The following is a 24,494-nucleotide window of genomic DNA, read 5'->3' on the forward strand; positions in this document are numbered from 1 at the left end:
GCTGCACGCCAGGCAGGTTTTGCGGCGCCTCGGCATGCCTGTTGTGCAGCTCGGTAACAACAGGTGGCCCCGGGGGCTCGGCGGCCCGGGGGCTCGGGGGCTCGGCGGGCAGTCAGCCGGTGCTGGGCGGGCGGCGCATGGTGAACGCGTCGGCGCCGCTGGGGCGGTAGTAGTTGCGGCGGACGCCGAGCCGCTCGAAACCGGTCGAGCGGTACAGCTCCAGCGCCACCTCGTTGTCGGTGCGCACCTCGAGGAACACCGCGGCGCGCAGCTCGTCGGCGTGGCGCAACAGCCCGGCGAGCAGACGCCGCCCGACCCCCCGGCCCTGCTGCTCCGGGTGCACGCCGATGGTGTGGATCTCGGTCTCGGCCGGCTGTCCGGCGTTACCGGGCCCGGCGAGCAGGGCGAGCCCGCCGTAGCCGACCAGCCGCCCGCCGTCCGCGCCGTCGCGGGCGGCCAGGTAGAAGTGCCCGGCGGTCAGCTCGTCGCGGAACATCCGCGCCGTCCACGGGTCGTCCTCGGCGAACAGCAGCCGCTCCAGCACCGCGCAGTCCGCCGCGTCGCTCGGCAACAGCGGGCCCAGCGTGACGGTGCCCTCGCCGTGCCGCTGAACCTGCCGCTGGTCCTGCCGCTGGTCCTGCCGCTGGCCCTGCCGCTGGTCCTGCCGTTCAGCCAAGGCTGACCCGCTTGCGCGCGGCCGGCGGCACCGCGTCCGGGCGGCGCAGGTAGTAGGGCCGCAGGGGCGCCGGGTCGGCCCCGGTGCGCAGGTCGTCACCGGCCGCCGCCACCAGCCCGGCCGGCGACGGCGCCAGCGCGGCACCGGCCGCCGGGTACTCCGCGAGTCCGAGCAGCTCGGCGTGCGCGGCGGCCGCCGGCCCGGCCACCCGGCGAACCCCGAGCTCCGTGACCCGCTCCGCCAGCGCCGCCGGGGTGTCCACCGCCGGGCCGGCCACCCGGTGCCCGGCCCCGTCGTAGGCCGCCCAGTACACCTCGCGCCGGCGCGCGTCGCTGACCACCAGCAGCGCACCGACCCCGCCGGCCGCCGTGTGCAGCGCCGCCGCGTCCAGCGTGGCCGCCGAGCCGACCGCCGGGTCCAGCGCCACCGGGTCCAGCGCCGAGGCCGCCACCGCGTCCAGCGAGCACACCCCGTACACCGGCACGCCGAGCGCGTCGCCCAGCCCGGCCGCGCTGACCAGGCCGACCCGCAGCCCGGTGAACGGACCGGGACCGGCGCCGCAGACCACCGCATCGACGTCGGCCAGTTGCCGCCCAGCCGCCGCGCACACCTCGAGCACCGCCGGCATCAGCTGCTCACCGTGCTGCCGCGCGCCGGCGCGGACCCGCGAGGCGAGCACCGTGGCCGGCCCTTCGACGGCGGGCACCTCGAGCAGGCCGACGGCCACCGCATCGGTCGCGGTGTCTAGAGCAAGAACGAGCACCCGGCCAGGGTACGACCCGTGAGTGGCGAGTGGTCCTATCGGACCACTCGCCACTCACGTGGTCACCAGGTGGCGAGCAGCTCGGGCAGCTCGGACAGCCGTTGGATCACCGCGTCCGGCTCGACGTCCACCGGTACCTGCTGGTCGAGCGGGATGACGCTGTGCGGGACGAACACCGCACGCATGCCGATGCCCTTGGCGCCGGCGATGTCGTCGTACGGCCGGTCGCCGACGTAGACGCAGCGGGCCGGGTCGGTCGCCCCCACGGCGGCCATCGCGGCGCGGAACGCCTCCGGGTGCGGCTTGGTCCAGTCCAGGTCCGAGGTCCACACGCAGGCGTCGAACAGCTCCAGCACACCGTCGCGGCGCAGGAACTCCTCGTGCCAGGCGCCCGGCCAGCCGGTGGAGGACAGCACACCGAGCGCCAGCCCCCGCTCGCGCAGCCGGCTCAGCGTCGGAGCGACCTCGGCGTGGGTGTGCGTGGCGACCGTCCAGAACTCGCGGAACGCGGTCAGCGCGTCCTCCCGGTACGGCAGCGCCGGGCCACCGAGCGCCTCGGTCGCATCGGCCACCACCTGGGCCAGGGTGAACGCCCGGTGCTCCTCGCGGACGCGGCGCCACCGGCCGTTCTCAGCGGCGAGCAGCGCGGTGGCGGCCCGCTCGGCGGCGGTCGCATCGCCCGGGTGCACCACATCGGCGTAGGCCCGCCAGCCAGCGAGGTGATCGATCGTCACCCAGGGCGCGAGCGTGCCACCCCAGTCGAAGATCACGGCGTCGATCATCGGGCGGCGCTCATCGGGCGGCAATCATGTCTCGGCGATCATGTCTCGTCGATCATGTGGCGGGGGTCCCTGCCTCCCAGGACAGCAGCGCGACCCGGCTGTCGTCGTCGCGGCGGGTCAGCCGCACCAGCAGGTACCGCTGGGCCAGCCCGTCGGCCAGTCCCTCGCCCCACTCCACCACCACGGCGGCCGAGGCGAGGTCGGTGTCCAGGTCCAGGTCGTCCAGCTCGGCCCGCCCACCCAGCCGGTAGGCGTCCACGTGTACCAGCCCGACACCGCGCCCGCCCGGGGCCGGCGGGTGCTCGCGGGCGATCACGAACGTCGGCGAGGTGACCGCACCGGCCACCCCGAGCCCTCGGCCGATGCCCCGGGCCAGCACGGTCTTGCCGGCACCGAGCGGCCCGGACAGCAGCACCACGTCACCGGCCGCCAGCTCGGCGCCGATCCGCGCCCCCAGTGCCTCGGTGTCGGCCTCGGTGGGCAGCGTCAGCTCTCCGCCGGTCAGCTCGACCAGGGCGGTCCCGGCCTGCTCGGTCACGCCCGCCTCCGCAGCCGGCGCAACACACCCGTCGGGCGGGCCACCTTGCCGAGCAGTTCGACCAGTGCCGCGTTGACCGGCTCCGGCTGCTCCAGCATGGCCATGTGCCCGACCCCGGTCAGCCGCACCAGCGTCGCGTCCGGCAGCTCGCCGGCGATCTTCTCGCTGTGCGCGATCGGGATGATCCGGTCCGCGTCCCCACCGATGATCAGCGTCTCGCACTGCTTCAGCCCGGGCAGCGCGGCGAGGCGGTCATGGCTGTCCAGGGTGTCCACGAAGTCGATCAGCGCGTCCACCGCGTTGGCGCTGATCATCGTGTGCACGAAGTCCACCAGCCAGTTGCCCACCGAGCGGTCGCCGTAGGCATAGGCCCTGGTGACGCCCCAGACCAGGTCGTTGACGAGTGCACGGGTGCGCTCCACCAGCCGGGGCTGCCACCCGGCCAGCGCGCCGACCAGCCGGGTCAGCACATTGCGCCGGGACAGGAAGGTGCCGGGCAGCCCGGAGGCCGCGACCTCGCCGGCCGACGTGCACAGCAGCGCCACCCCGGCCACCCGCTCGGTGAACAGCTCGGGCAGCTGCTCGGCCAGCGCCATGATCGTCATACCGCCCATGGAGTGGCCAATCAGCACCAGCGGGCCGTCCGGGGCCAGCGTGCGCAGCACCGCGTCCAGGTCGGCGCCGAGCTGCTCGATCGTGCAGCTGACCCGACTGGCCCGCTCGGACTGGCCGTGGCTGCGGTGGTCGTAGAACACCAGGCGGGCCTTGGCGTCGGGGAGCGCGGCGAACGCCTGCCGCTGGAAGTGCCAGCAGCGGCGGTCCAGCGCAAAACCGTGCACGAACACCACGGTGAGCTCGGCGCGGCGGCTCTCCAGCGGCTCGATCACCTCGGCGGACAGCCGGACCCCGTCGTCGGCGGTGATCGACCACGGCGTGCCGGCCGGGAGCAGCCCCAGCTCGGCCGGCGCCGGCCGGCCGTCCTCGGCGTCCGTCGCCAGGCCCCGGCGCTCCCGGGACAGCTTGGACCAGCGGGTGGCCGTGCCGACGGCGACACCGGTGGCGGCGGCGCCGAGCACGCCGCCCACGACACCCCCGGCGATCCGCCAACCGCGGTTGCGACTCACCTGGCGTCCCCTGCATCCATACCGAACACCGTGCGCGACACCCGCCCCACCCGCAACCCGGTAACGACCTCGTAATGGATCGTGCCGAGCGCATCGGCCCAGTCCTGGGCGGTCGGCTCACCCCGGTCACCGGGCCCGAACAACACCGCCTCGGACCCCACCTCCACCGGCTCACCGTCCCGGTCGGGCCCGCAGTCGACCATGATCTGGTCCATGCAGACCCGGCCGACCACCGGCAACCGCCGCCCGGCCAGCAGCACCTCCATGCCGCCGACCCCGCTGGGCCGGCTCCCCAGCCGGCGGGGCACCCCGTCCGCGTAGCCGACCGGCAACAGCGCCAGCGTGGTGTCCCTCGGTGTGCTCCACTCGTGCCCGTAGGACACGCCCTCGCCCGCCGGCACCCGCTTGACCAGCGCAACCCTGGTTCGGAAGGTCATCGCCGGGCGCAGGCCGAACCGCGAGGGCGGTGGGCCGATCGGGTCCAGCCCGTAGACCGCGATGCCCGGGCGGACCAGGTCGTAGTGCAGGTCGGGGCGGGTCAGGGTGGCACCGGAGTTGGCCAGATGCCGGATCGGGTGCAGGCCGGCGTCGGTGGCGAGCTGCCAGGCGGCGTCCAGCCGGGCGGCCTGGCGGTCCAGCATCGGATTGGTGGGCTCGTCGCCGTGGGCCAGGTGTGACCACACCGCGATGACATCAATCACACCGTCGGCGACGGCTTCGGCGGCGGTCCGCACCAGACCCGGCCAGTCGGCCTCGTTGCAGCCGTTGCGGCTCAGCCCGGTGTCGATCTTGAGGTGGACGCGCGCGGGGCGACCGACCGCCTCGGCGGCGCCCCGGACCAGGGCGAGCTCGGTGACCGAGGCCACCGAGAGATCGATGTTCCTGGCCACGCCGGCGGCGAAGTCGACGTCGGGCAGGTCCAGCCAGCTCAGGATCGGCGCGGTGATGCCGCCGTCGCGCAGCGCCAGCGCCTCGTCCAGCGTGCACACGCCCAACCAGCTGGCGCCGGCCGACAGCGCCGCCCTGGCCACCGCGACGGACCCGTGCCCGTAGCCCTCCGCCTTGACCACCGCCATAACACCCGCGCCGGAACGGGCCGCGAGGCCGGTCAGGATTGCCACGTTGTGCCGGATCGCGCCCAGGTCGACGGCCGCTTCGGCGCGCGGCCTGCCCGACTCGGTGCCGCCGGCGGTCTCCCCGCTCGGTGCGGCGCGGCGGTGGTCGGCGGTCGCGGACATGCCGCCATGGTCTCATCCGGGCCACCCGCACCGGTCGCCCCCGGCTCACTACCCGTCCGGCCCCGCCGGCCGCCCCCGGCTCCCGACCCGTCCGCTGGCCCGGCTCTTACCTGCTCCGGCGCGGGCTACCGGGCCTGTCGGCGTACCGCGCGGATCGCGTCCGGCACGGCGGCCAGCAGCGCGGACGCGCCGATCGGGGCGCCCGGACCGGTCGCCGCACCCGGGTCAGCACCACCGACGGCGGCGATCACGGCGGCCCGGCTGTGCAGGTACGCGGCGCAACCGGCCGCCCACCACGGCTCCAGCCCGGCCGCCAGCAGCGCCCCGATCAGCCCGGACAGCACGTCCCCGGAGCCGGCGGTGGCCGCCCAGGACGAGTCGGACGGGTGTGCCAGGGCGCGGCCGTCGGCGTCGGCCACCACGGTGACGTTGCCCTTGAGCAGCACGGTGGCGTGCAGGCTGGCAGCGGCACGGCGGGCAGCGGCGACCCGGTCGGTGCCCACCTCGCCGGCGATCCGGGCGAACTCTCGGTCGTGCGGGGTGTACACGGCGGGCACCTCGGCGGCCGCGTCGGCCAGGTCCGGCGTCGAGGCGATCAAGGTGATCGCGTCGGCATCCAGGCAGACCGGGACGCCCCGGTCCAGCACGGCGGCCAGGGTGTCCCGGCCGGCGGCGCCGGTACCGATGCCCGGGCCGACGGTCCAGGCCTGGGTGCGGCCGGTGTCGGCGACGGAGCCGGCCGCCACCACCTCCGGCCAGCGCGACCGCACCTGTTCCGCGGCGCTGCCGGCGAACCGGACCATGCCCGAGGTGGCCGACACCGCCGCGCCGGTGGCCAGTACCGCCGCCCCCGGGTACACCGACGAACCGGCGGCGATCCCGACCACGCCCTGGGTGTACTTGTCGTCGGCCGGGCCGGGGACGGGCCAGCGCGACGCCACGTCGGCGACCTCGAGCTGGTGCAGGTCGGGCGCCGGCAGGTGCGGACCCAGCCCCAGGTCGACCAGGTGCACCGGTCCGCAGCGGCGCGCGGCCAGCGCGTGCACCGGCTTGTGGGCGCCGAAGGTGACGGTCGCGGCGGCGGTCACCGCCGGTCCGTCCGTCGCACCGGTGTCCGGGTCCACCCCGCTGGGCAGGTCGACGGCCAGGATCGGCACCCGGGCGTCCTCGGCGGCGGCCACCAGCGCGGCGGCCGGCTCACGCAGCGCGCCACGCCCGGAGATCCCGACGATCCCGTCGATCACCAGGTCCGCGCCGCGCACCGCCGCCTCGGCCCGCTCGGCGTGCGCCGCATCCAGGACCCGGCCCCCGCGTCGGCGCAGCGCGGCCAGCCCGGCCGGATGCGCGCGGTCCGGTACCAGCAGCACGGCGGTCACCGCGACGCCGCTCCGGCGCAGCTCGTAGCCGGCCCACAGCGCGTCACCGCCGTTGTTGCCCGCGCCGACCAGCAACGCCACCCGGCGCCCCGCCACCCCGCCGGCGTGCTCGGCCAGCATCGCGGTCGCCCGGGCACCGACCCCGTACGCCGCCCGCCGCATCAGCGCGCCGTCCGGGGTCCGCCGCAGCAGCACGTCCTCGGCCGCCCGCACCTGGCCGGCCGTCCACATCCGCCTCATGCCGCCAACGTTAGAGGCCGGCCCCCGGCCGCACCTGTCCCCCGGCCCGGCCGACATCTCCCCGGGAGGGCGGCGTGGCGTGCCGGTACCGCCTCCGGCGGTATGGGATAGCGTCTGCGCGTGGCTCGTACCCGACAGCCGGCGGCCCCCAAGCTGCCCCGATCGCCCAAGAAAGCGATCGAGCAGCTGTCCCGCCCAGGTCCGCACTCCGTGCTGCGCGGCGAGTTGGGGCTGGTCGGCCTGCCCGGCGTGGTCTACGCGCCCAGCGAAGGACTCGGCCTGCCCGCGGTGGCGTTCGGCCACGACTGGTTGCAGGGCCCGGACCGGTACCTGCCGCTGCTGCGCCACCTCGCCTCCTGGGGCATCGTGGCCGCCGCGCCGGCCAGCTTCCGGGGACCGGTACCCAGCCACGCCCGGTTCAGCGCCGACCTGCGCAGCACCCTGGAGGTCTGCGTCGGCGTCCGTCTCGGCGACGGTGCGATCAGCGTGGACAAACGACGGCTCGCGCTGGCCGGGCACGGCATGGGCGGTGGTTGCGCGGTGCTCGCCGCCGCCGACCGCCAGGCCGCCGGTGAGCCGGTCGCCGCCGTGGTCACCCTGGCCGCCTCGGAGACCCGGCCGTCCGCGATCGAAGCCGCCCCCCTGATCACCGCCCCCTCGCTGCACCTGGCCGCCGGCAAGGACCAGGTCAGCCCGCTGGTCGGCAACGCGGAACCGGTGGCCGCCGGCTGGGGCGGACCCGTCGTCCTGCGCTCACTGCCGAAGGCGAACCACCTCGGATTCCTGAGCGGCCGCGCCTGGATCGACTCCCTGCTCGCCGGCAAGCCGCACTCCGGCACCGCCCGGCTGACCCGTGCACTGGTGACCGGTTTCCTGCTGCAGACGCTGTTCGGCGACTCCGACCTGGACGAACTGGTGTCCGGCGAGCTCAAACGCACCGAGCTCCTCCTCACCCGCTGACCCCACCCGCGAGTCGGGGATTCCGTCAGCGCGAGTCGGGGATTCGATCAGCGCGAGTCGCGGAGTCCGTCAACGCGGCCGGTCCGGTAGCTGAGCGATGCGTACCCCGGTGTCGGTCTCGGTCCGGCTGCCCTCGGTACCGGCCAACAGTGGGCCGGTTCCGGCATCCAGCAGGGGAGCGGAGTCCAGCGGCTGCCAAACCTGGCGAACCTGGTCGCGGTAAGCCCGATCGACGACGATCTCCCGCGTCAGCGGTGTCCCGCCGCTGACCCAGGTACCGGATACGGCGTGCTCCGGCCCACCGCCGGGGTCACCGCTCCAACTGTCAGTTGCGCCGATGTGGCCGTCGCCGGCCAGCGCGGCACGCAACGCCCTGAGTACCGCGCTGTGGCGCCCGACCAGCTCGTCCAAGGCCCCCCAGCGAACCACCTCGACCGTTTCCTCCGCTGGGGGTGCACCGCGTCCGGCATCGCACATCGCTGATCCGTCCGCTTCGTCGGCCTCCCGATGAGCCAGCCAGACGGACCGGTGATCCCCACCGGTCGGAGCCCCATCGCCGACCCGCAACACCTGCTGTGCCAACTCCGCGAGCCAGGACTCGAGGCGAACCGAGTCCGCCCGCAACTGGGTCGCCAGGCCGGTCAGCTCAGCGACCTCGGACTCGATCGCGGCGCCCAGTACAGCGGCCCGCCCGGAGGCGTCCGGGCCGATCCCCGCCTCGGCGAGCGCGCCCACCTTCCGCCCGAGATCATCGACATCGGCCGCCTCCCGGTCCAGCCGATCAGCGGCGGTGGCCAGCTCACCGGGCTCGACGCCGACCAGCCGGGCGCACCGATCCTGTTCAGCGGTGGACCACGGGTGTTCGGCCGCAACGCCACGCCGGCACGGATGAGCCCACCAGCGCCGATACACCGGTCGCCACATCTCGAGTGCGGCCAGCACCGGGGCGATCGCGTGCAGTGGGGCGTTCACCGGCGTCCGGGCGGGAGCGTGGACAACCTGGACTCCAGCTGCCGGGCGCCGGCCACGAGCCGGCTCTCGTGCGCCCGCGCGGCATCGGCGCCGCGGCATACGTCAGCGGCGAGCTCCGCGAGCTCGGCGGTGTAGCGCCCGAGCCTGTCCGCCACGAGATCGCGCCGCTCGGGGGCCCCCGGCCCGGTCAGGAACGGATCGATCACCGTCCCGTGTACCCGGGCCGCCGACGAAGCCAACTCGTCAGCCAGCGCGGCGAGCCGGGTCGCTCCGGCCAGCGCTGCCTCGGGATCCAGCTCGAAACTCGTCGCCATGCGCCGAGCGTGACAAATGTCGGAGCCCGGCGGGCCCGAATCGGCGGACTTCGATGCGATCGCACACAGTGCCGGCCCCGAGCCCCGCCCAGCGCGCTGACGGAATCCCCGACTCGCCGGTGGGCCCGGGGTTAGGTGACGGAGGCTACGACGGTGGCCAGTTGCTCGCCGATGCGCTCCGCGAGATCCCGGGTCGGCGCCTCGACCATGACCCGGACCAGCTGCTCGGTACCGGACGGCCGCAGGAGCACCCGTCCTCGGTCACCCAGCTCGACCTCCGCCTTGGCGACCGCGTCCCGCACCTCGGCGGCGGCGGCGACCGTGGCCTTGTCGGTGACCCGGACGTTGATCAGCACCTGGGGCAGCGCGACCATCACCGAGGCCAGGTCGGCCAGTGTCCGCCCGGTGACCGCCATCCGGGCCATCAGGCGCAGCGCGGTGAGCACCCCGTCGCCGGTGGTGGCATACGCCGGCAGCACCAGGTGGCCGGACTGCTCGCCGCCCAGCGCGAACCCGCCGGCCCGCAGCTCCTCGAGTACGTAGCGGTCCCCGACCGCCGCGGTGCGTACCGTGATGCCCGCGTCCCGCATGGCCAGGTGCAGCCCGAGGTTGCTCATCACGGTGGCGACCAGGGTGTCCTCGACCAGCTCGCCGCGCTCCCGCAGCGCCAGGGCGAGCACCGCCATGATCTGGTCGCCGTCGACCGTGGCGCCGTCGGCGGTCACCGCGAGGCAGCGGTCGGCATCGCCGTCGTGGGCGATGCCCAGGTCGGCCCGGTGTTCGCGGACGGCTCCGGTCACCTCGTCGAGGTACGTCGAGCCGCAGTGGTCGTTGATGTTCAGGCCGTCCGGGGCGGCGTGGATCGCGATCACCTCGGCGCCGGCCCGGCGGTAGGCCTCGGGCGCGAGCTCGGCGGCCGCGCCGTTGGCACAGTCCACCACCACCCGCAACCCGGCCAGCGGAGTCTCGCCCGCGCCGGCGAGCCGCAGATGACCCAGGTAGCGCTCACCGGCGTCGACCAGGTCGCGCACCCGCCCGACCTCGGCGCCGACCGGGCGGCTTCCCGGCTCGTAGAGGCGCGCCTCGATGGCGTCCTCGACCGTGTCGGCCAGTTTGTGCCCACCCTCGGCGAACAACTTGATGCCGTTGTCCGGCATCGGGTTGTGCGACGCGGAGATCATCACGCCCAGGTCGGCACCGAGCTCGCCGACCAGGTACGCCACGGCCGGGGTGGGCAACACCCCGGCCCGCAGCACGTCCGCACCGGCGGAGGCCAGACCGGCGGTGACCGCCGCTTCCAGCATCTCGCCGCTGGCGCGGGGGTCCCGACCGACCACGGCCACCGGGCGGTGCGAACGATCGCGCTCCGCAAGTACCCGGGCGGCCGCGACCGCCACCGACATCCCGAGCTCGGGAGTCAGCTCCGCGTTGGCCAGGCCCCGAACGCCGTCTGTACCGAACAGCCGGCCCATCCGGGGGTCAGCGCTTGCTGTACTGAGGCGCCTTGCGGGCCTTCTTGAGACCGTACTTCTTGCGCTCAGTCGCCCGCGCGTCACGGGTGAGGAAGCCGGCCGCCTTGAGCGCCGGGCGGTCGTCGATGTTCAGCACGATCAGGGCCCGGGCGATACCCAGGCGCAGCGCGCCGGCCTGACCGGAGATGCCGCCGCCGTGCAGGGTGGCCAGCACGTCGTACTTCTCGACCTGCTCGGTGATCACCAGCGGCTCCTTGACCAGCTGCTGGTGCACCTTGTTCGGGAAGTAGACCGGAAGGTCCTTGCCGTTGAGCCGGAAGTTGCCGGTGCCGGGCACCAGGCGCACCCGTACCACGGCCTCCTTGCGGCGACCCACGGTCTGGACCGGGCGGCCGGGGACGACCGGCGCCGGAGCCGTGGTGTCCTCCGCGGGAGCGCTCTCCTCGCGCGGGGCCTCGACCTCGGCCGGGGTCTCGGTCGTGAAGTCTTCGACGTCGGGGGACTGCTCGGGGGTACTCACTGGCTCACCTGGGTGATCTCGAAGGGCTGCGGCTGCTGCGCGGCGTGCGGGTGGGTCGGGCCGGCGTAGACCTTGAGCTTCTTGCCAAGGGCCCTACCGAGCCTGTTCTTCGGCAACATGCCCTTGACGGCCTTCTCGACCAGCCGGTCGGGGTGCTTGTCCAGCATCTCCCCGACCGAGCGCTGGCGCAGGCCGCCCGGGTAGCCACTGTGCCGGTAGACGAACTTGTCGTCCCGCTTGTTGCCGGACACCGCGACCTTCTCGGCGTTGATGATCACGACAAAGTCGCCGGTGTCGACGTGCGGGGCGAAAGTGGGCTTGTGCTTACCGCGAAGCAGGGTGGCGGCATGAGTAGCCAGCCGGCCTAGGACGACGTCGGTAGCGTCGATGACATGCCAGTCGCGAGTGACCTCGCCAGGCTTCGGACTAAACGTGCGCACGGACCTACCTCGTCGTCTCTTGCTTGCGGGAGCTGCCTGGGGTTCGGCGCGGGCCGACCCCGGGGTGCTCGAACGAACGGCTCCGCTGGTTTAACAACACCGCCGTTCGCAGCACAACGACTTTCGAGGGTACCCGTCGTTGTCCCGATGGGTCAAAACGGGTCGGTGCGGCACCCACTCCGGCTCCTCGAGCCAGGGTCGATACCGCGCCCGCCACCGCCGGACCAGACCGGCAATTCGTCACGCCCTCGTCAAACCCAGCGGCTCGCATTGGACTGTTCGACCTGCTGATATCCCTCATTGGCGTGCCCCAATGCTACCCCGATCTGGGTCAGCACCTGATTCAGGTCGGCGGCCGAGGTATCCCACTGGCGCTGCTTGACCTGGTAGTCCTCGGCGGCCTGGCCGGTCCAGGTGGCCACCATCGGGGCCAGCGACCGGCGCAGGTCCTCCAGTTGGGCGTTCATCCGCTGTGCGGTGCCTGCCACGTTCTGCTGGGCGGCGGCCATCTCGCCGAACGTAACCTTGATCTCAGACATCGGTTTCCTCCTTAATCTCTGGTCAGCCTCTGGTCGCGACCGGTCAGCCCAGCGCGCCCTGGATCGCGGACAAACTCTGGTGCTGCTGGTCCTCGGCCTGTTGGTAACTGCGACCCGAGCCCTGAATCGCCTCGCCGATGCCACGCAGTGCCTCGTTCAAGGTCTTCGCATCGCCGTCCCAGCGGGCCATCAGCCCCTGGAACGCGGTCGACGCCTCCCCCCGCCAGGCGCCGGCCAGCGGCGCGAGCTGGTTGCGCAGCGCGGACAGCTGGGACTGCACCTGCTCGTTGACGGCCACCACCTGTTGGGCGGCGCGCTGCATTTGCTCGGGAGTGGTTCCGTACCCCGCGGCCATCGCCATCACTGCCTTTCATTCGTGTCGGTTCGCGGCCCGCTCGGGCGGCTTCAACACGTTCACGCTGTCAGTCGGCGCACAGTCCCGGAGTCGAATGCGGACTTTCGTGTGCGATTGCGAACACACCGGGACGCCGCTTCGAGCGCGGTGGCGCCGTCTCGTGTTCAGGACCGCATCCGCAGCGAGCCGACGACCTCGGCGCAGGCGGTGCGGACCGCCTCGACACCGCCCGGGGTGTGCTGGCAACCGACGCTGAGCTGCGCGTCCCGCTCGAAGAGCACGTACCAGTCCACCTCGGCACCGAGGCCCGGCTGGCGCTGCCGGTAGGCGATCACGTCCCGGTCCGCGACGCGGGTGGCCAGGGTGAACTCATCCAGCACCGCACCGCCGGCGACGGACCGCGCATACCGGTCGCGCAGCTCGCGGAATGCCCGGTCCGGCTCGGCCGCGCTGTCGTAGCCGAGCGGGGTCTGTTCGACCGCGATCAGGTCCGACCCGGCCGGCGCCCCGACCGGGGTGAGCAGGGTGCGTCGCCGTTCCGGCAGCCCGCCCGAGTGGCGCCAGCCATCGGGTAGCCGCACCGTGTAGTCGTACTGGGCCAGGCTGACGGGCCGCTCCCCGGCACCGTCGGACTGGTGCGGCGGCGGGCCGGCGCCGGTGAACGCCCCGGTCCCCAGCCCGGTGACCGCGGCCGCCACGAGCGCCGCGAGCAACGGGCCGCCGGCGCCGCACGACGCCCGGATCCGCCGTCCGGGTCTCGCGGCCGCCACCAGTCCCTCGGTCAGCGAGGCGGCCTCGATGCGGTGTGCTCCGGTCAGCTCGAACAGTGCCGGCCCGGAACCACTGAGCCCACCGGGCCGTGTGGCGGCGGTCGGTGCCGTTCGCAGTGCGCCCAACACCGCGACGGTGTCCGGGTCGGGCGGGAGCGTCGGGCGCTCGCCGAGCAGGTCGGTGAGCGGCTCGATCAGCTGCTCCACGACGGACGCCGCGGCCACCAGCAGCGCACCGCCGGTCAGTTCGCACGGCGGCACTCCGGCGGCCTCGGTGACCTGCGTCAACACCCGGATCAGATCGTTTCCGCCGACCCGAGGGGTCTGTCTGAGGGCGACTACCGGCCCGCCGTCCGCGCTGCCAAGCACGGTGGCACAGACGCCGGTCGGAGTCACCTGCAGCACCGCGAACGGCCCAGGTGGCCGCGCGGTGCGGGCGCTCACCTCGCGGGCGGCGGCCAGTGCCGACGAGCAGGTTCGTACCGGTACGCCCGGCCCGGCGAGCCGGCTGGCGGCGTCGAAGGCGGTCGGCGCCGACCAGTGCGCCGGGTGCACCACAACCAGCTCCTCGACCGGGTCGAGGACCGAGTCGAGTCGGCGCAGCGCCGACCGGACCGCTTCGCGGACCGACACCGAGGGGCCCCCGGGCAGCACCCAGGGCGCCTCGCAGCGGCCCGCCGCGGCGCCGAGTCGGACCTCGGCGGACCCGAGCTCGACGGCCAACCTCATGACGGTGGCCGCTTCGTCACTCTCCTGGCGGCCCGCGGCGCCCGAGGTGGCGGCGCCGCCGGAACACCGAGCTCGCGCGGCGCCACCTCCTCACCCGGCGCCGCCGCCTCGCCCGGTGCCGCCTCGCCCGGCGCCACCTCCTCACCCGGCGCCGCCTCGCGCGGTGCCGCCGCCTCGGCCGGTGCCGCCGGGATCGGTTTGGCCGGCCGACCCGGCTTTGCCCGCTCGACCGCTCGGGCGGAGCTCTCGGGCTCGGTCGGCTCTGCCCGGGCCGGCCGCACTGTCGGCTCCGCCCGGTCGCCCGCCGCTGCCGCCCTGGTCCGCGCCGGGGTCGAGGGCGACTTGGCCCGCCTGACCCTCGGTGCCGAGGGAGCGGGCGCCGGTCGGGCCGGCTCGACCGGCGGCACCGGCGCGGGGGCCGCCGCACCCGCCGGCACGGGTACCGAGGACCGAGGAAGCGAAGCCGGGGCCGATCCGCCGGACCCCGCGGCCGAGGCCGGGTCGCGCTGATCGAGCTCGGCATCCACCTCGAGCAGCGCGACCTGCACCCGGCGCCGGCCGGAGCGCCGGCCCACCAGTACCGCCCGACCGGGTGGCATCGGGGCCGGCTTCACGCCGTCCAGCAGCGGGCCCTCCTCGGGGCTGCCACTCATCATCAGCCCCGGTGAGGCGAGCTCGCGCAGCCGCGCGATGACCGGCTCGAACAGGGCCCGGCCGGCGCCGCCGCTGCGCCTGGCCAGCACCAGGTGCAGGCCGACGTCCTTGGCCTGCGGCAGGAACTCCAACAGCGGCAGCAGCGGGTTGCCCGACGCCGCCGCACCGCTGCTGGCGACCAGGTCGTAGTCGTCGACCAGCACGTACACGTCGGGACCGGACCACCAGGAGCGCGTGCGCAGCTGCGCCGGGGTGACGTCGGGGCCGGGCAGCCGGCGGCGCAGCGAAGCGGCCACCTCGCTGATCGCCTGACCGGCGGCCTCCCCGTTGCTGGCGTACCCGATCAGGTGACTGTCCGGCAGCTGCCCGAGCAGCGTCCGCCGGTAGTCGACGAGCACGATGCGGGCCTGCTCCGGGGCCAACCGGTCGGTGATGCCACGGGCCAGCACCCGCAGCAGGTTCGTCTTGCCGCTCTCCCCGTCGGCGAAGCACAGCAGGTGCGGCTCCGCTTCGAAGTCGAGGTAGACCGGCTCGAGCCGGGCCTCGTCCACCCCGATCGGCAGCGCGTGCCGGGAGGTCGGCGGGTTGGTCCCGGCCGCCGCCAGCTCGGTGCTCCTGGCGAGCAGCTCGCGGAACTCCATCCGGTCCGGCAGCAACCGCACCGCCGGCGCGCGGACCCCGGTCCACGCCTCGGCCACCGCCCGGACCGCCTCGGCGAAACCGCCGCCGATGGTGTCCAGCGCGGGCCGGGCGATCACGCAGTGACCGCCGTCCGGCGCCAGTCCCCGGGCCGGCCTCGCGGGTACCAGTGCCGCCTTGCGGCGGTCCACCTCGGAGTCGGCCGGGTCGCCCAGCCGCAGCTCGAAGCGGGTACCGAGCAGGTCCTTCAGCGCCGGGCGCAGCTCCGTCCAGCGGTTCGCCGACACCAGCAGATGCACCCCGTAGGACAGCCCCCTGCTGGCCAGCGGCATCAGCTGCGCCTCGAGCTCCTCGAACTCGGCACGCAGGGTGGAGTAGCCGTCGACCACCAGGAACACGTCGCCGTGCGGATCGTCGGCGAACTCACCGAGGACCCGGCGGCGCCGGAAGTCGGCGGCGGACTCGACGCCGGCCTCCCGGAAGGTGCGCTCCCGGTCCGCCAGCAGGCTGGTCACCTCCGCCATCGTGCGGCGCACCACGTCGGGGTGCTGGCGGTCGGCGACGCCACCCACGTGCGGCAGGCCGGCCAGCCCGCCGAGCAATCCGCCGCCGAAGTCCAGCGCGTAGATGGTCAGCTCGTCGGGGGTGTTGGTCAGCGCCATGCTGAGCAGCAGGGTCCGCAGCAGGGTGGACTTGCCGGACTGCGGGGCGCCGGCCACGACGCCGTGCCCGGCCGCCGAGGAGAAGTCGGCGACCAGTGGGTCCCACCGCTGGTGGTACGGCCGGTCGATCAGGCCGAGCGGCACCCGCAGTCCGCCGCTCTCCCGGGTACCGAGGCCGCGCGGCCCGCGGCCCAGTGCCGGCAGCAGGATGTCCAGTGCGGGCGGCTCGTCCAGTGGCGGCAGCCAGACCCGGTGCGCCGGCGGCCCCTGACCCGCCATCGCGCCGACCATCAGGTCCAGCACGCTGCGGGCCGCCGGTCGACCCGCGCCGGGCGGCGGGACGATGCCCAGCTGGGTGCCCGCCAGCACCAGCGGGCCGGCGCCGGGGACCGGGGCGTTGAACAGCGCGAGGGTTCCGTGGATCACCTCGGTCGCCGGTCCGGCGACACCGTCGGCCAGCACCTGGGTCGGCGCTTCGTCCGGTTCACCGGGGCGCGCCCCGACCCGGGCCGAGGTGAACAGCCGGGGGCGGATCGACCCGGTGACCGCGGCCGGCGCCGGCGCCACACCGGCCGCCTGCGGCGCGGACACGTACGCGGCCCGGAAGCGCACCAGCTCGTCGGTGCCCAGCGCGAGGTACCCGGAGCCGGGCATCGGCGGCAGCTGGTAGGCGTCCGGCACGCCGAGCACCGCCCGGGACTCCGCCGGGGAGAAGGTGCGCAGCGCGATGCGGTAGGACAAGTGCGACTCCAGCCCGCCCAGCCGCCCCTCGTCCAGCCGCTGCGAGGCCAGCAGCAGGTGCATCTGCAGCGACCGCCCCAGCCGGCCGATGGTGACCATCAGGTCGACCAGCTCGGGGCGCTGGGCGAGCATCTCGGAGAACTCGTCGACCACGATCAGCAGCGCGGGCAGCGGTGGCAGGTCGGCCCCGTCGCGGCGCTTGCGCTCGTAGTCGCCGACGCTGGCCAGGTTGCCGGCGGCGCGCAGCGCCTCCTGCCGGCGGGTGATCTCGCCGGCCAGTGCGTCGGCCATCCGGTCCACCAGGGACAGCTCGTCGGCCAGGTTGGTGATGACCGCCGAGACGTGCGGCAGCTCGGCCATGCCGAGGAACGTGGCGCCGCCCTTGAAGTCGATCAGGACCATGTTCAGCCGGTCCGAGGCGTGCGTGGCGGCCAGCCCGAGCAGCAGGGTGCGCAGCAGCTCCGACTTGCCCGACCCGGTCGCCCCGATGCACAGCCCGTGCGGCCCGGACCCGCCCTGCGCGGACTCCTTCAGGTCCAGCAGCACCGGGTCGCCGGTCTCACCGACCCCGATCGGCACCCGCAGCGTGTCCGGGGCGGAGTCGCGCCACCGGGCCCTGACCACCCCGACCGCGGCCGGGTCGTCCAGCCCGAGCAGCTCGGGCAGCCCGACGGTGTTGCGCAGTGGGCGGCCGGTGTCCGGCTCGGCTCCCCTCGGGGCGCGGTAGCGGGCCATCCGGCGGGCCAGCGTGGTCGCCTCGGCGAGACCGAGCGTGTCCGGCCGGCCGATCCACCTGGGCTGCTCGTCGCGGTCCCGGCCGCTGCTGATGCCCAGCCGGGTCGGCTCCACCCACAGGGTCAGTTCGCGTTCGCCGGTCGAGGCGCCCGCCAGGTCGGCCAGCCGCAGCACGGTGACCTCCGGCCGGTCCAGCCACTGCGCGCCGGCCCGCCGCACGTCGATCCCGTCCACCACGATCAGCAGCCGGGCGGGGTTGCCGCTGGCGGTCGGGGCGGTGGGCGCGGCCAGCCAGTCGGCCACCTCGGCGGCTCGCCCGGTGACCAGCCGCAGCGCGCCGATCTCGTCGACCAGCGTCGGGTGCTGCACGTGCGGCAGCCACTTCACCCAGTCCCAGGCCGGCATCGTCGCCGGGGAGGCGATCACCGCTAGGCGTGCCTCGGCCGGGCTGTGCCACACCACGTACTGCGCGATCATCGCCCTGGCCAGCCCTCGGGCCGTGTCCAGGCCGGGGTCGGTGCCCTGCGCGCGCAGGCACACCCAGCGCAGCGCGCCCAGCGCGACCGCGACCGGCAGATCCGGCACCACCGAGTGCGCCCGGAGCAGCCGCCGCAGCGCCCAGGCGCACACCGGTTCGAGTTCGTTGAGCGGCCCGGTCTGCGGTTCGACCAGGCGGGTGGCCAGCCGCTGCCGGCCCCGGCACACCCGAATCTGGCCGAAGTCCTGGTCGGTCTCCCGCCGCTCCCACAACCGGTCGGTGTCGAGTACCCCGAGCAGGGCCGACGGGTCCGGCTGGGTCCACTCCAGAGCCGTGCGCTGTGCGGCGGTGGCGATCCGGACCTTCTTCCGCACCTGGGCGAGGTAGCGCAGGTAGTCGCGGCGCTTCTCGTCGGTCTCCGCGCGCTGGCTGCCGCCCCGCCCCAAACCACCAGCCATCATGCCGACGGTGGACAGCGCGAACATGCCGCCGAACAGCCACGAGGTGGGGTTCTGGACGCCCATCACAACGATGAAACCGACCGAGCCGAGCACCATGACGGCCGGCATCAACCGCTGGCCCAGCCCGGCCGGCACCGGCTTGCCGGGCTCCGGTGGCGGCTCCAGCGGGAACTCGCCGCCGGGGAGCCGGGGTGGCGCAATCCGAGGCGCGCGGCGCACCGTGCGGGTACTCATGGGCAGCCGTCCCGTCCTGTGTCGAGGCCGTGCAGTGGCCGTGTCGGGGTTCGGCCACCGGGGCGTGGTGCCACCGGAAAGCTCGTCCGACCAGTTCCGCCAAACCGCCCTCACAGACGATCAGGCGCCGCAATACTAAGAACCTGACAGCGCCCGCCGGGGCCGTTTGAGAAAACTCGCCCCCGGTGACGGCCCGATCTTCTTTCCGTGGCAGGAGGTGGCATGACCAGGCCGGACGCCGGTATGGCACGGGCCGAGACGCGTGCCGACAGCACCCGGTTCTGCCGGGTGACAGTGTTGGCCCCCCGGTCTCGGATGGATCTTGCGCTACCGACCGACCTGACCGTGGCCGAGCTGGTTCCGATGCTCAGCGAGCTCGCGGGTGAGTCCGGTCCGCACCGCCGGGCCCGGTTATCCGGGGCAGACCGGTCAGGCACCCCGGCGGCCTGGTGCCTGGCCGCCGCGGCCGGCGCCGAACTGCCGCCGCACGCCACCCTGGCCGGGCTCGGTGTGCTGGACGGTGACCTGCTGCGGTTACGCAGCCGCGCGGACGCCCCACCGCCACCGGTCTTCGACGACCCGGTGGACGCGGTGGCCGAAGCGGTGCGCGCACCGGACGGCGAGCCAGGGGCCTGGTCGGACCGCGGTGACGACCCGGACGGCCCGTCGGAGCCCTACTCGGTGTGGCCCTGGAACGACCGCTGCCGCCGGCTGGCCGGGCTGTCCGCCGGCGTGCTGGCCGCGGTGGCCGCCGCGATCCTGCTGGCCGCCAGCCGCGGCTGGGGCGAGCAGCCCAACGGTGTCGCCGCGGTGGTCAGCGCGCTGGCCGCGGCCGCCGCCCTCACGGCCGCGGTGCGCACCGTGGCGCGGGACGGGACCGGCGCCGTGGTGCTGGCCACCGGCGCCGTCCCGCTGGCCGCCGCGGCGGGCTTCGCCGCGCTGCCCGGTACGCCGAGCGCCGGGCATCTACTGCTGGCCACCGCGCTCGCGGCCGCCGCCTCGGCGGCCGGACTGGCCCTGCTCGGCACCGCCGCTCCGGTGCTGGTGGGTACCGCGCTGGCCACCGCGCTGACCGCGTTGGCCGCCCTGCTGGGCGTGTTCCAGGCCGGATCGGCGAGCGGGCTGGCCGCCGGTGCGGCCACCGTCGCGGTGGGACTGTTGCCGCTGCTGCCCCGGGCCAGTATCCGGCTCGCCGGGCTGCCGCCGCCGGTCGTCCCCACCACCCCGAGCGACATGATCGCCGCCGACGCGCAGTGGGAGCTCGCCTCCCCGGAGGAGATCCACTACCAGTCCCGGTTGGCGCACACCTACCTCGCCGGACTGGTACTGGGCGCCACCGCGGTGGCCTCGGGCGGGGCGGTGCTGGCCGCGTCCGGCGCGGGCTGGGCCGGGCGCGGGTTCGCCGCCGTCGTGGTGGCCGTGCTGCTGCTGCGCTCCCGGGGTTACGTCACGGCCGCCGCGTCCGCCGCGCCGATGGCCGGCGGTCTGCTGGCCGGCATGGCGCTGGTCGCCGGGATCGCCTCCACCGGTCCGGCGGTGGCCCGTCTCGGCGGTGTGGCGGTGCTGCTGGTGGCCGGCGCCGTGGCGATCTGGCTGGTGCGCAGCGGGCCGAGGCGGGAGCCGTCGCCGGTGCTGCGCCGCACCGTGGACATCGTGGAAGCGGTCCTCGTGGTGGCCACCTTCCCGCTGGCACTGGCCGTGCTGGACCTCTACCAGCTGGTACGCGGACTGTGAGGCGGACAGCGGCCGGCCTGGCGCTCGCGGCGACCGCGCTGCTGCCCGCCGCGGCGCTCCCCCCGGCCTCGACCGGCACCACCGAGCCGTCCACGGTGGTGGGAGCCGCCGCCACCGTGCCCTCGGCCGCGCGCGCGGGTGCGGCGGCCGGAGGCACGGCCAGCGCCGGTGCGCACCGCGTGCCGGTGGACTTCCCGCGCCCACCGCCGGTCGACGTCAACCTGCTGCCCGGTGACGGCCCGCCGACTCGGGCGCCCGGGGTGCGGCAGGAGAGCGCGTGCGTCGGCGCCACCCACACTCCCGACCGCGCCACGTGGCCGGACCTGTTGTGGGGTCAGCGGCTGTTCTCGCTGCCCGAGCTGTGGTCGACCAGCAGAGGGCGCGCGGTGCGTATCGCGGTGATCGATACCGGCGTCGCCCGCCATCCGCTGCTGACCGGGCGGTTGATCGCCGGCGGCGACTACGTGGCCGGCGGCAACGGCCTCGCCGACTGCGACGGGCACGGCACCGCGGTCGCCGGCATCGCGGCCGCGTCGGCCGACCCGGGCAGCGGATTCGCCGGCGTGGCCCCGGCGGCCGAGGTGATCTCGATCCGGCAGTCCAGCCCGTCGTTCTCGGTGCCCGGCCAGGGCGACACGCGGCAGGCGGCCGGCAACCTGAACACACTGGCGGCGGCGATCGTGCACGCGGTCGACCTGGGCGCGGGCGTGATCAATATTTCCGAGGTGTCCTGCGCGCCGCCCGACGCCCCCGGCTCCGCCGAGCTGCAGGTCGCCATCCACAGCGCGGTGCTGCGCAACGTGGTGGTGGTCGCCGCCGCCGGCAACGCGGGCCCGAGGGCCGATCCCGGTCACGACGGCGCGTGCCCGGAGCAGCCGAGGTCCGACACGGTCGCCTACCCCGGCTGGTTCGACGACGACGTGCTCACCGTGGCGGCGGTGGCGCCGAACGGACTGGCCTCCCAGTTCAGCTACCCCGGGCCGTGGGTCGACGTGGCCGCGCCGGGTGAACGCCTGATGTCGCTGTCGCCCGGTGGCCCCGGCGTGACCGACCAGCTCTCCCTGATCAACACGACCGCCCCCATCCAGGGCACCAGCTTCGCGGCACCGGCGGTCGCCGGGCTGGCCGCGCTGATCCGGGCCAGGTTCCCACAGCTCACCGCCCGCCAGGTGATGGACCGGATCACCGCCACGGCGGCCCAGCACGCCTCCGGGCGCAGCGACACGGTCGGCTTCGGTGTGGTCGACCCGGTGGCCGCGCTGACCCGCTCCCCCGCGGTCCTGCCGCCGCCGGCCGGCTCACCGGCGGCCGGCGACACCGGCACCCTGCAGCTCGCCGCCGCCTCGGCGGGCCCGGCCGCCGCCGGCCAGGGCGCGCTGTGGGGCGGTGTGCTCGCGCTGCTGGGCGCGCTCACCGCCGCCGCGCTCGCGGTGGGCCGCCTGCGCACCGGCTGGCGGCCGGACACCCGCCGCTGAGCCACCGAGCCACCGAGCCACTGAGCCACCGAGGCCGCTGACTCGACCCGGGGTCAGCCGCCCGGGGCGGCCACCAGCACGTCCACCGTGCGCTGGGCCTGGGCGACGTCGAGGGGCGGCCCGGCCGGCAGCGCGCGCAGGGCATCCGCCGGGACCGGCAGCACCGACCGCACCCCGAGCGCGTTCGCGGTGTCCGGGTTGGCGATGGGGTAACCGACGCCGTTCTCGGATACCAGCCAGAGCGCTCCGGAGCCCTGCGCGCCGCTCTGCTCGTCGTCGGGTGCCGTGCACCTCGGCTGTGCGCGGGAGACGGCACAGGCCACCAGGGCGCCGCTGGCCGGCAACGACACCGCGTCCAGCCGGGGACCGGGGCCGTCGGCCTGGGCGAGCGGCGTGGCCGACCGCCCGGCCGGCACCGGTGGCGCGGCGGCCGTGGTCACGGTGCCGTCCAGCCCGTTCGGCGCCCACTGCCAGCACACCGAGCCCGCGCCGTCCACGATCTGGGGCACCACCGCCGGGTAGGCGTCCAGCTGCGGCACGGTGACCCTGGGCAGCGCGTTGATCTGCTCGAGCCGCACGCTGTCCGGCGGCTGGGCGGGGTCGGCGCGCAGCCCGGCCCTGAGCAGGCCGGCCACCGGCGGGGAGACCTCCTGCACGCCGTTCGCGAGCACCAGGTAGTTGCGGTCCGGTTGACCGGACACGACCACCCGCACGACGTCGCCGACCGCGTGGCCGGGCAGTACGGCCGTCTCCTGGCCGGCGCCGGACGGGGTCAGCGTGTCCAGCGGCTGACCGTCCGGGATGACCGCGAGCAGTGCGGCCGCGGCCGAGCGGGGGGCGTGGTCACGCAGGTCGTAGGCCTGGCGGACCTCCGGCGCGTCGATCCGGTACTTGTGCCCGCCCAGCACCAGGTACTGCTGGCCGTCCGGACCCTTCAGCAACAGCCCGTACGAGCGGCCCAGCGGGGTGGAGGGGCCGGCGCCGGCGATCAGGGTGCTGCTCGGAGCTGACCCCGGCGCGACGCTGTCGCACAGCGCCCACGGCCCGCTCGCCGCCACCGCGTCGTCCCCGGACGGCAGGATCGCGGCCGCACCGGGCACCGCGGCGGTCGCGGTGCGGGGCGCGGCGTCGAGCGCCTTGTCGTCCACGGTGACCGGGGTGGCGGCGGCCGAGGCACCGCGCGCCAGGCCACTCCCGCCGCCGCTGTGCTGGGCGGCGTAGAGCACCAGTCTGGCCGCGGCCAGGTTGGCCACCGGGACCAGCCGGTCCGGTTGGTGGATCACCGCGAACAGCCGGCCGGACTGCTTGCCGGCCACCACCTGCTGGTTCGCCCAGGCCGGCGCCGGCGACACCTTGGCGTAGACGAACATGGCGACCAGACCGAGCATCGCCAGCGCCACGCCGACCACGACGACGCGCCGCTGGCCGCGGATCTCCTCGTGCAGCAGCACCGGGTCGCGCCGAGCCAGCGCGGACTCCATCCGCCGCTGGCCGAACCGGTACGCGTCGAGCTGCATCCGGGTGACAGGTTGCTTAGCCATGATCGTCTGCCCGCTTGCCGTGAGAGGTGATCACCGAGCTGTCACGGTAACCGGGCAGCGGTCGCCGGCGGGGCGGAATGGCCAGATCGGCCCGGCGTTCCACACGCCCGCCGGAACCCGGGGTGGCGGGCATCGGCGCCGCGACCGGCCTGGTCCAGTTGCTCGGCGGCGGGCTGCTGTACCTCGCCATGCGCCGGGACCCGGTGCTCGCGCCGATGCTGTCACTGGCCGGCTGGCGCACCTCCTGGCCGGCGGTGCGCCGGCTGCTGAGGTCCGGTGGGCCGACCAACCGGCCCGGGGGCGTCCTGGGCCCGGCGGTGGTCCTGCTGCTGGGTCCGGAGTTCGCCTGAGCCGCGCGGGGTCGTGACTACCTGGTGGCCACCAGCTGCATCGGCGTCACCAGGTCGCTCTCCAGCGCGGCCACCAGGTTCGCCACCTTCACCCGGAAGCCGTCGCCCAGCATCACCTGCGGGCCCAGCGCCGGCAGCGCGTCCTCGGGCAGGTCGCGCAGCTTGGTGAGCTGTTCCAGCGCCAGGCCGCGCAGGTCCCGCCCCTCCTCCACGGTGAACCCGGCCTCGGTGAGCAGCCAGCGGTACTCCGACGGCGACTCCAGGAAGCTGTGCTCCGCACTGCTCGCCCACGGCACCGGATAGGTCAGCTCGCCGTCCTCCGACGCCCGCATCACGTCGTAGACGGCGAACCGCCCGCCGGCACGCAGCACCCGGTACGCCTCGGTGCACAGCTTCGCCTTGTCCGCGACGTTCATGCCGACGTGCACCAGCACGGCGGCGTCGAAGCTGCCGTCGCCGAACGGCAGCCCGGTGACGCTGCCCTCCCGGAAGGTGGCCAGGTCGGCCAGCCCGCAGCGCTCGGTGAGCTCGGTGGCAACCTCCGCGTGCTCCCTGGCCAGGTCCACCCCGGTCACCCGGCAGCCCCGGTGCCTCGCCAGGTAGCGCGCCGGGCCGCCCAGCCCGCAGCCGAGGTCGAGCACGTGGGTACCGGAGGCCGGCGCGAGCAGCTCGGCCAGCTCGACGGTCGCCGCACGGCCGCCGGTGTGCAGTTCGTCCACCGGGCTCAGGTCGTCGGAGTCGATCGGCGCCGCGGACTTCCCGGCCGCGGTGAGCGCGTCCAGCAGCGTGGACAACAGCGCGTGCCGGCTGTAGTGCCGGACCACCGGGTCGATCACTGGCACGGTCACCGCCTGTACCGGCCCCGTCGCCCCGATCGACGCGTCCACCCCCGTCGACAGCTCGGTCGACTCCGCCACCACGCCACCCCCAGATCGTGCCCGCCGGCCCGTGCCCGCCGGCTCGCACTCGGCGGCCGGCGGCG

General features: G+C 75.0%; 22 protein-coding genes. 4 read left to right on the top strand and 18 right to left on the bottom strand.

Features of this window, described 5'->3' with window-relative positions:
- Positions 1 to 112: 112 nt before the first annotated feature.
- The 7 genes from rimI to ACTXG6_RS00340 all read right to left on the bottom strand — a co-directional run bounded on the left by rimI (position 113) and on the right by ACTXG6_RS00340 (position 6,737).
- Entirely contained in the window at positions 113 to 583 is a 471-nt protein-coding gene (gene rimI / locus ACTXG6_RS00310) for a ribosomal protein S18-alanine N-acetyltransferase (RefSeq protein WP_445190307.1), read from the bottom strand.
- An 85-nt stretch (positions 584 to 668) separates the two neighbouring features.
- Positions 669 to 1,439 carry a tRNA (adenosine(37)-N6)-threonylcarbamoyltransferase complex dimerization subunit type 1 TsaB gene (tsaB, locus tag ACTXG6_RS00315; RefSeq protein WP_445185733.1) on the bottom strand — a complete coding sequence of 257 codons (771 nt, stop codon included), beginning with the start codon at positions 1,437 to 1,439 and terminating at the stop codon, positions 669 to 671.
- A 62-nt stretch (positions 1,440 to 1,501) separates the two neighbouring features.
- Positions 1,502 to 2,221 (bottom strand): HAD family hydrolase, encoded by a 720-nt coding sequence (locus ACTXG6_RS00320; RefSeq protein ID WP_445185734.1) that lies wholly within the window; start codon positions 2,219 to 2,221, stop codon positions 1,502 to 1,504.
- A gap of 52 nt (positions 2,222 to 2,273) precedes the next feature.
- A complete protein-coding gene (tsaE, locus tag ACTXG6_RS00325) occupies positions 2,274 to 2,759 on the bottom strand; it encodes a tRNA (adenosine(37)-N6)-threonylcarbamoyltransferase complex ATPase subunit type 1 TsaE (RefSeq protein ID WP_445185735.1) in 486 nt (161 codons plus the stop codon).
- Complete coding sequence (locus ACTXG6_RS00330; protein ID WP_445185736.1) at positions 2,756 to 3,883, bottom strand: alpha/beta fold hydrolase; 1,128 nt, start codon at positions 3,881 to 3,883, stop codon at positions 2,756 to 2,758. Before ACTXG6_RS00330 ends, tsaE begins: the two co-directional genes overlap by 4 nt.
- Positions 3,880 to 5,121: an alanine racemase gene (alr, locus tag ACTXG6_RS00335; protein ID WP_445185737.1), complete on the bottom strand. Its 1,242-nt coding sequence runs from the start codon at positions 5,119 to 5,121 to the stop codon at positions 3,880 to 3,882. The genes ACTXG6_RS00330 and alr overlap by 4 nt, the downstream gene beginning before the upstream one ends.
- 125 nt (positions 5,122 to 5,246) lie before the next feature.
- Positions 5,247 to 6,737 (bottom strand): NAD(P)H-hydrate epimerase, encoded by a 1,491-nt coding sequence (locus tag ACTXG6_RS00340; RefSeq protein WP_445185738.1) that lies wholly within the window; start codon positions 6,735 to 6,737, stop codon positions 5,247 to 5,249.
- 120 nt (positions 6,738 to 6,857) lie between these two features.
- Between ACTXG6_RS00340 and ACTXG6_RS00345 the strand changes: the two genes are divergently transcribed.
- A complete protein-coding gene (locus tag ACTXG6_RS00345; protein ID WP_445185739.1) occupies positions 6,858 to 7,697 on the top strand; it encodes a dienelactone hydrolase family protein in 840 nt (279 codons plus the stop codon).
- Positions 7,698 to 7,766: 69 nt separating this feature from the next.
- Here ACTXG6_RS00345 and ACTXG6_RS00350 read toward each other — a convergent pair whose 3' ends face one another.
- From ACTXG6_RS00350 to eccCa, 9 genes are all read right to left on the bottom strand, one after another.
- The gene (locus ACTXG6_RS00350) at positions 7,767 to 8,669 is read right to left on the bottom strand and encodes a hypothetical protein (protein ID WP_445185740.1); all 903 of its coding nucleotides are present in this window, start codon (positions 8,667 to 8,669) and stop codon (positions 7,767 to 7,769) included.
- On the bottom strand, positions 8,666 to 8,983 hold the full coding sequence (locus tag ACTXG6_RS00355; RefSeq protein WP_445185741.1) for a hypothetical protein: 318 nt from the start codon (positions 8,981 to 8,983) through the stop codon (positions 8,666 to 8,668). Before ACTXG6_RS00355 ends, ACTXG6_RS00350 begins: the two co-directional genes overlap by 4 nt.
- Positions 8,984 to 9,114: 131 nt before the next feature.
- Positions 9,115 to 10,455, bottom strand: coding sequence for a phosphoglucosamine mutase (gene glmM / locus ACTXG6_RS00360; protein WP_445185742.1), 1,341 nt, complete (start codon positions 10,453 to 10,455; stop codon positions 9,115 to 9,117).
- A 7-nt stretch (positions 10,456 to 10,462) separates the two neighbouring features.
- Positions 10,463 to 10,975: a 30S ribosomal protein S9 gene (gene rpsI / locus ACTXG6_RS00365; RefSeq protein ID WP_445185743.1), complete on the bottom strand. Its 513-nt coding sequence runs from the start codon at positions 10,973 to 10,975 to the stop codon at positions 10,463 to 10,465.
- Positions 10,972 to 11,415 carry a 50S ribosomal protein L13 gene (rplM, locus tag ACTXG6_RS00370; protein WP_445185744.1) on the bottom strand — a complete coding sequence of 148 codons (444 nt, stop codon included), beginning with the start codon at positions 11,413 to 11,415 and terminating at the stop codon, positions 10,972 to 10,974. The genes rpsI and rplM overlap by 4 nt, the downstream gene beginning before the upstream one ends.
- 251 nt (positions 11,416 to 11,666) lie before the next feature.
- Complete coding sequence (locus tag ACTXG6_RS00375; protein WP_445185745.1) at positions 11,667 to 11,954, bottom strand: WXG100 family type VII secretion target; 288 nt, start codon at positions 11,952 to 11,954, stop codon at positions 11,667 to 11,669.
- 43 nt (positions 11,955 to 11,997) lie between these two features.
- Positions 11,998 to 12,309 (bottom strand): WXG100 family type VII secretion target, encoded by a 312-nt coding sequence (locus tag ACTXG6_RS00380; protein WP_445185746.1) that lies wholly within the window; start codon positions 12,307 to 12,309, stop codon positions 11,998 to 12,000.
- A 164-nt stretch (positions 12,310 to 12,473) separates the two neighbouring features.
- Complete coding sequence (locus ACTXG6_RS00385) at positions 12,474 to 13,808, bottom strand: type VII secretion-associated protein (RefSeq protein WP_445185747.1); 1,335 nt, start codon at positions 13,806 to 13,808, stop codon at positions 12,474 to 12,476.
- The gene (eccCa, locus tag ACTXG6_RS00390; protein ID WP_445185748.1) at positions 13,805 to 18,412 is read right to left on the bottom strand and encodes a type VII secretion protein EccCa; all 4,608 of its coding nucleotides are present in this window, start codon (positions 18,410 to 18,412) and stop codon (positions 13,805 to 13,807) included. The genes ACTXG6_RS00385 and eccCa overlap by 4 nt, the downstream gene beginning before the upstream one ends.
- Positions 18,413 to 18,634: 222 nt before the next feature.
- Between eccCa and eccD the strand changes: the two genes are divergently transcribed.
- The gene (gene eccD, locus ACTXG6_RS00395; protein ID WP_445185749.1) at positions 18,635 to 20,146 is read left to right on the top strand and encodes a type VII secretion integral membrane protein EccD; all 1,512 of its coding nucleotides are present in this window, start codon (positions 18,635 to 18,637) and stop codon (positions 20,144 to 20,146) included.
- Complete coding sequence (gene mycP, locus ACTXG6_RS00400) at positions 20,143 to 21,621, top strand: type VII secretion-associated serine protease mycosin (RefSeq protein WP_445185750.1); 1,479 nt, start codon at positions 20,143 to 20,145, stop codon at positions 21,619 to 21,621. Before eccD ends, mycP begins: the two co-directional genes overlap by 4 nt.
- A 53-nt stretch (positions 21,622 to 21,674) precedes the next feature.
- On the opposite strand, the gene eccB is transcribed toward mycP, so the two are convergent.
- Positions 21,675 to 23,162: a type VII secretion protein EccB gene (gene eccB / locus ACTXG6_RS00405; protein ID WP_445185751.1), complete on the bottom strand. Its 1,488-nt coding sequence runs from the start codon at positions 23,160 to 23,162 to the stop codon at positions 21,675 to 21,677.
- A gap of 122 nt (positions 23,163 to 23,284) precedes the next feature.
- Between eccB and ACTXG6_RS00410 the strand changes: the two genes are divergently transcribed.
- The gene (locus ACTXG6_RS00410; protein WP_445185752.1) at positions 23,285 to 23,512 is read left to right on the top strand and encodes a hypothetical protein; all 228 of its coding nucleotides are present in this window, start codon (positions 23,285 to 23,287) and stop codon (positions 23,510 to 23,512) included.
- Positions 23,513 to 23,529: 17 nt separating this feature from the next.
- Here ACTXG6_RS00410 and ACTXG6_RS00415 read toward each other — a convergent pair whose 3' ends face one another.
- Complete coding sequence (locus ACTXG6_RS00415) at positions 23,530 to 24,429, bottom strand: SAM-dependent methyltransferase (RefSeq protein ID WP_445185753.1); 900 nt, start codon at positions 24,427 to 24,429, stop codon at positions 23,530 to 23,532.
- Positions 24,430 to 24,494: the final 65 nt, after the last annotated feature.

The organism is Pseudonocardia sp. Cha107L01 (assembly GCF_052566575.1).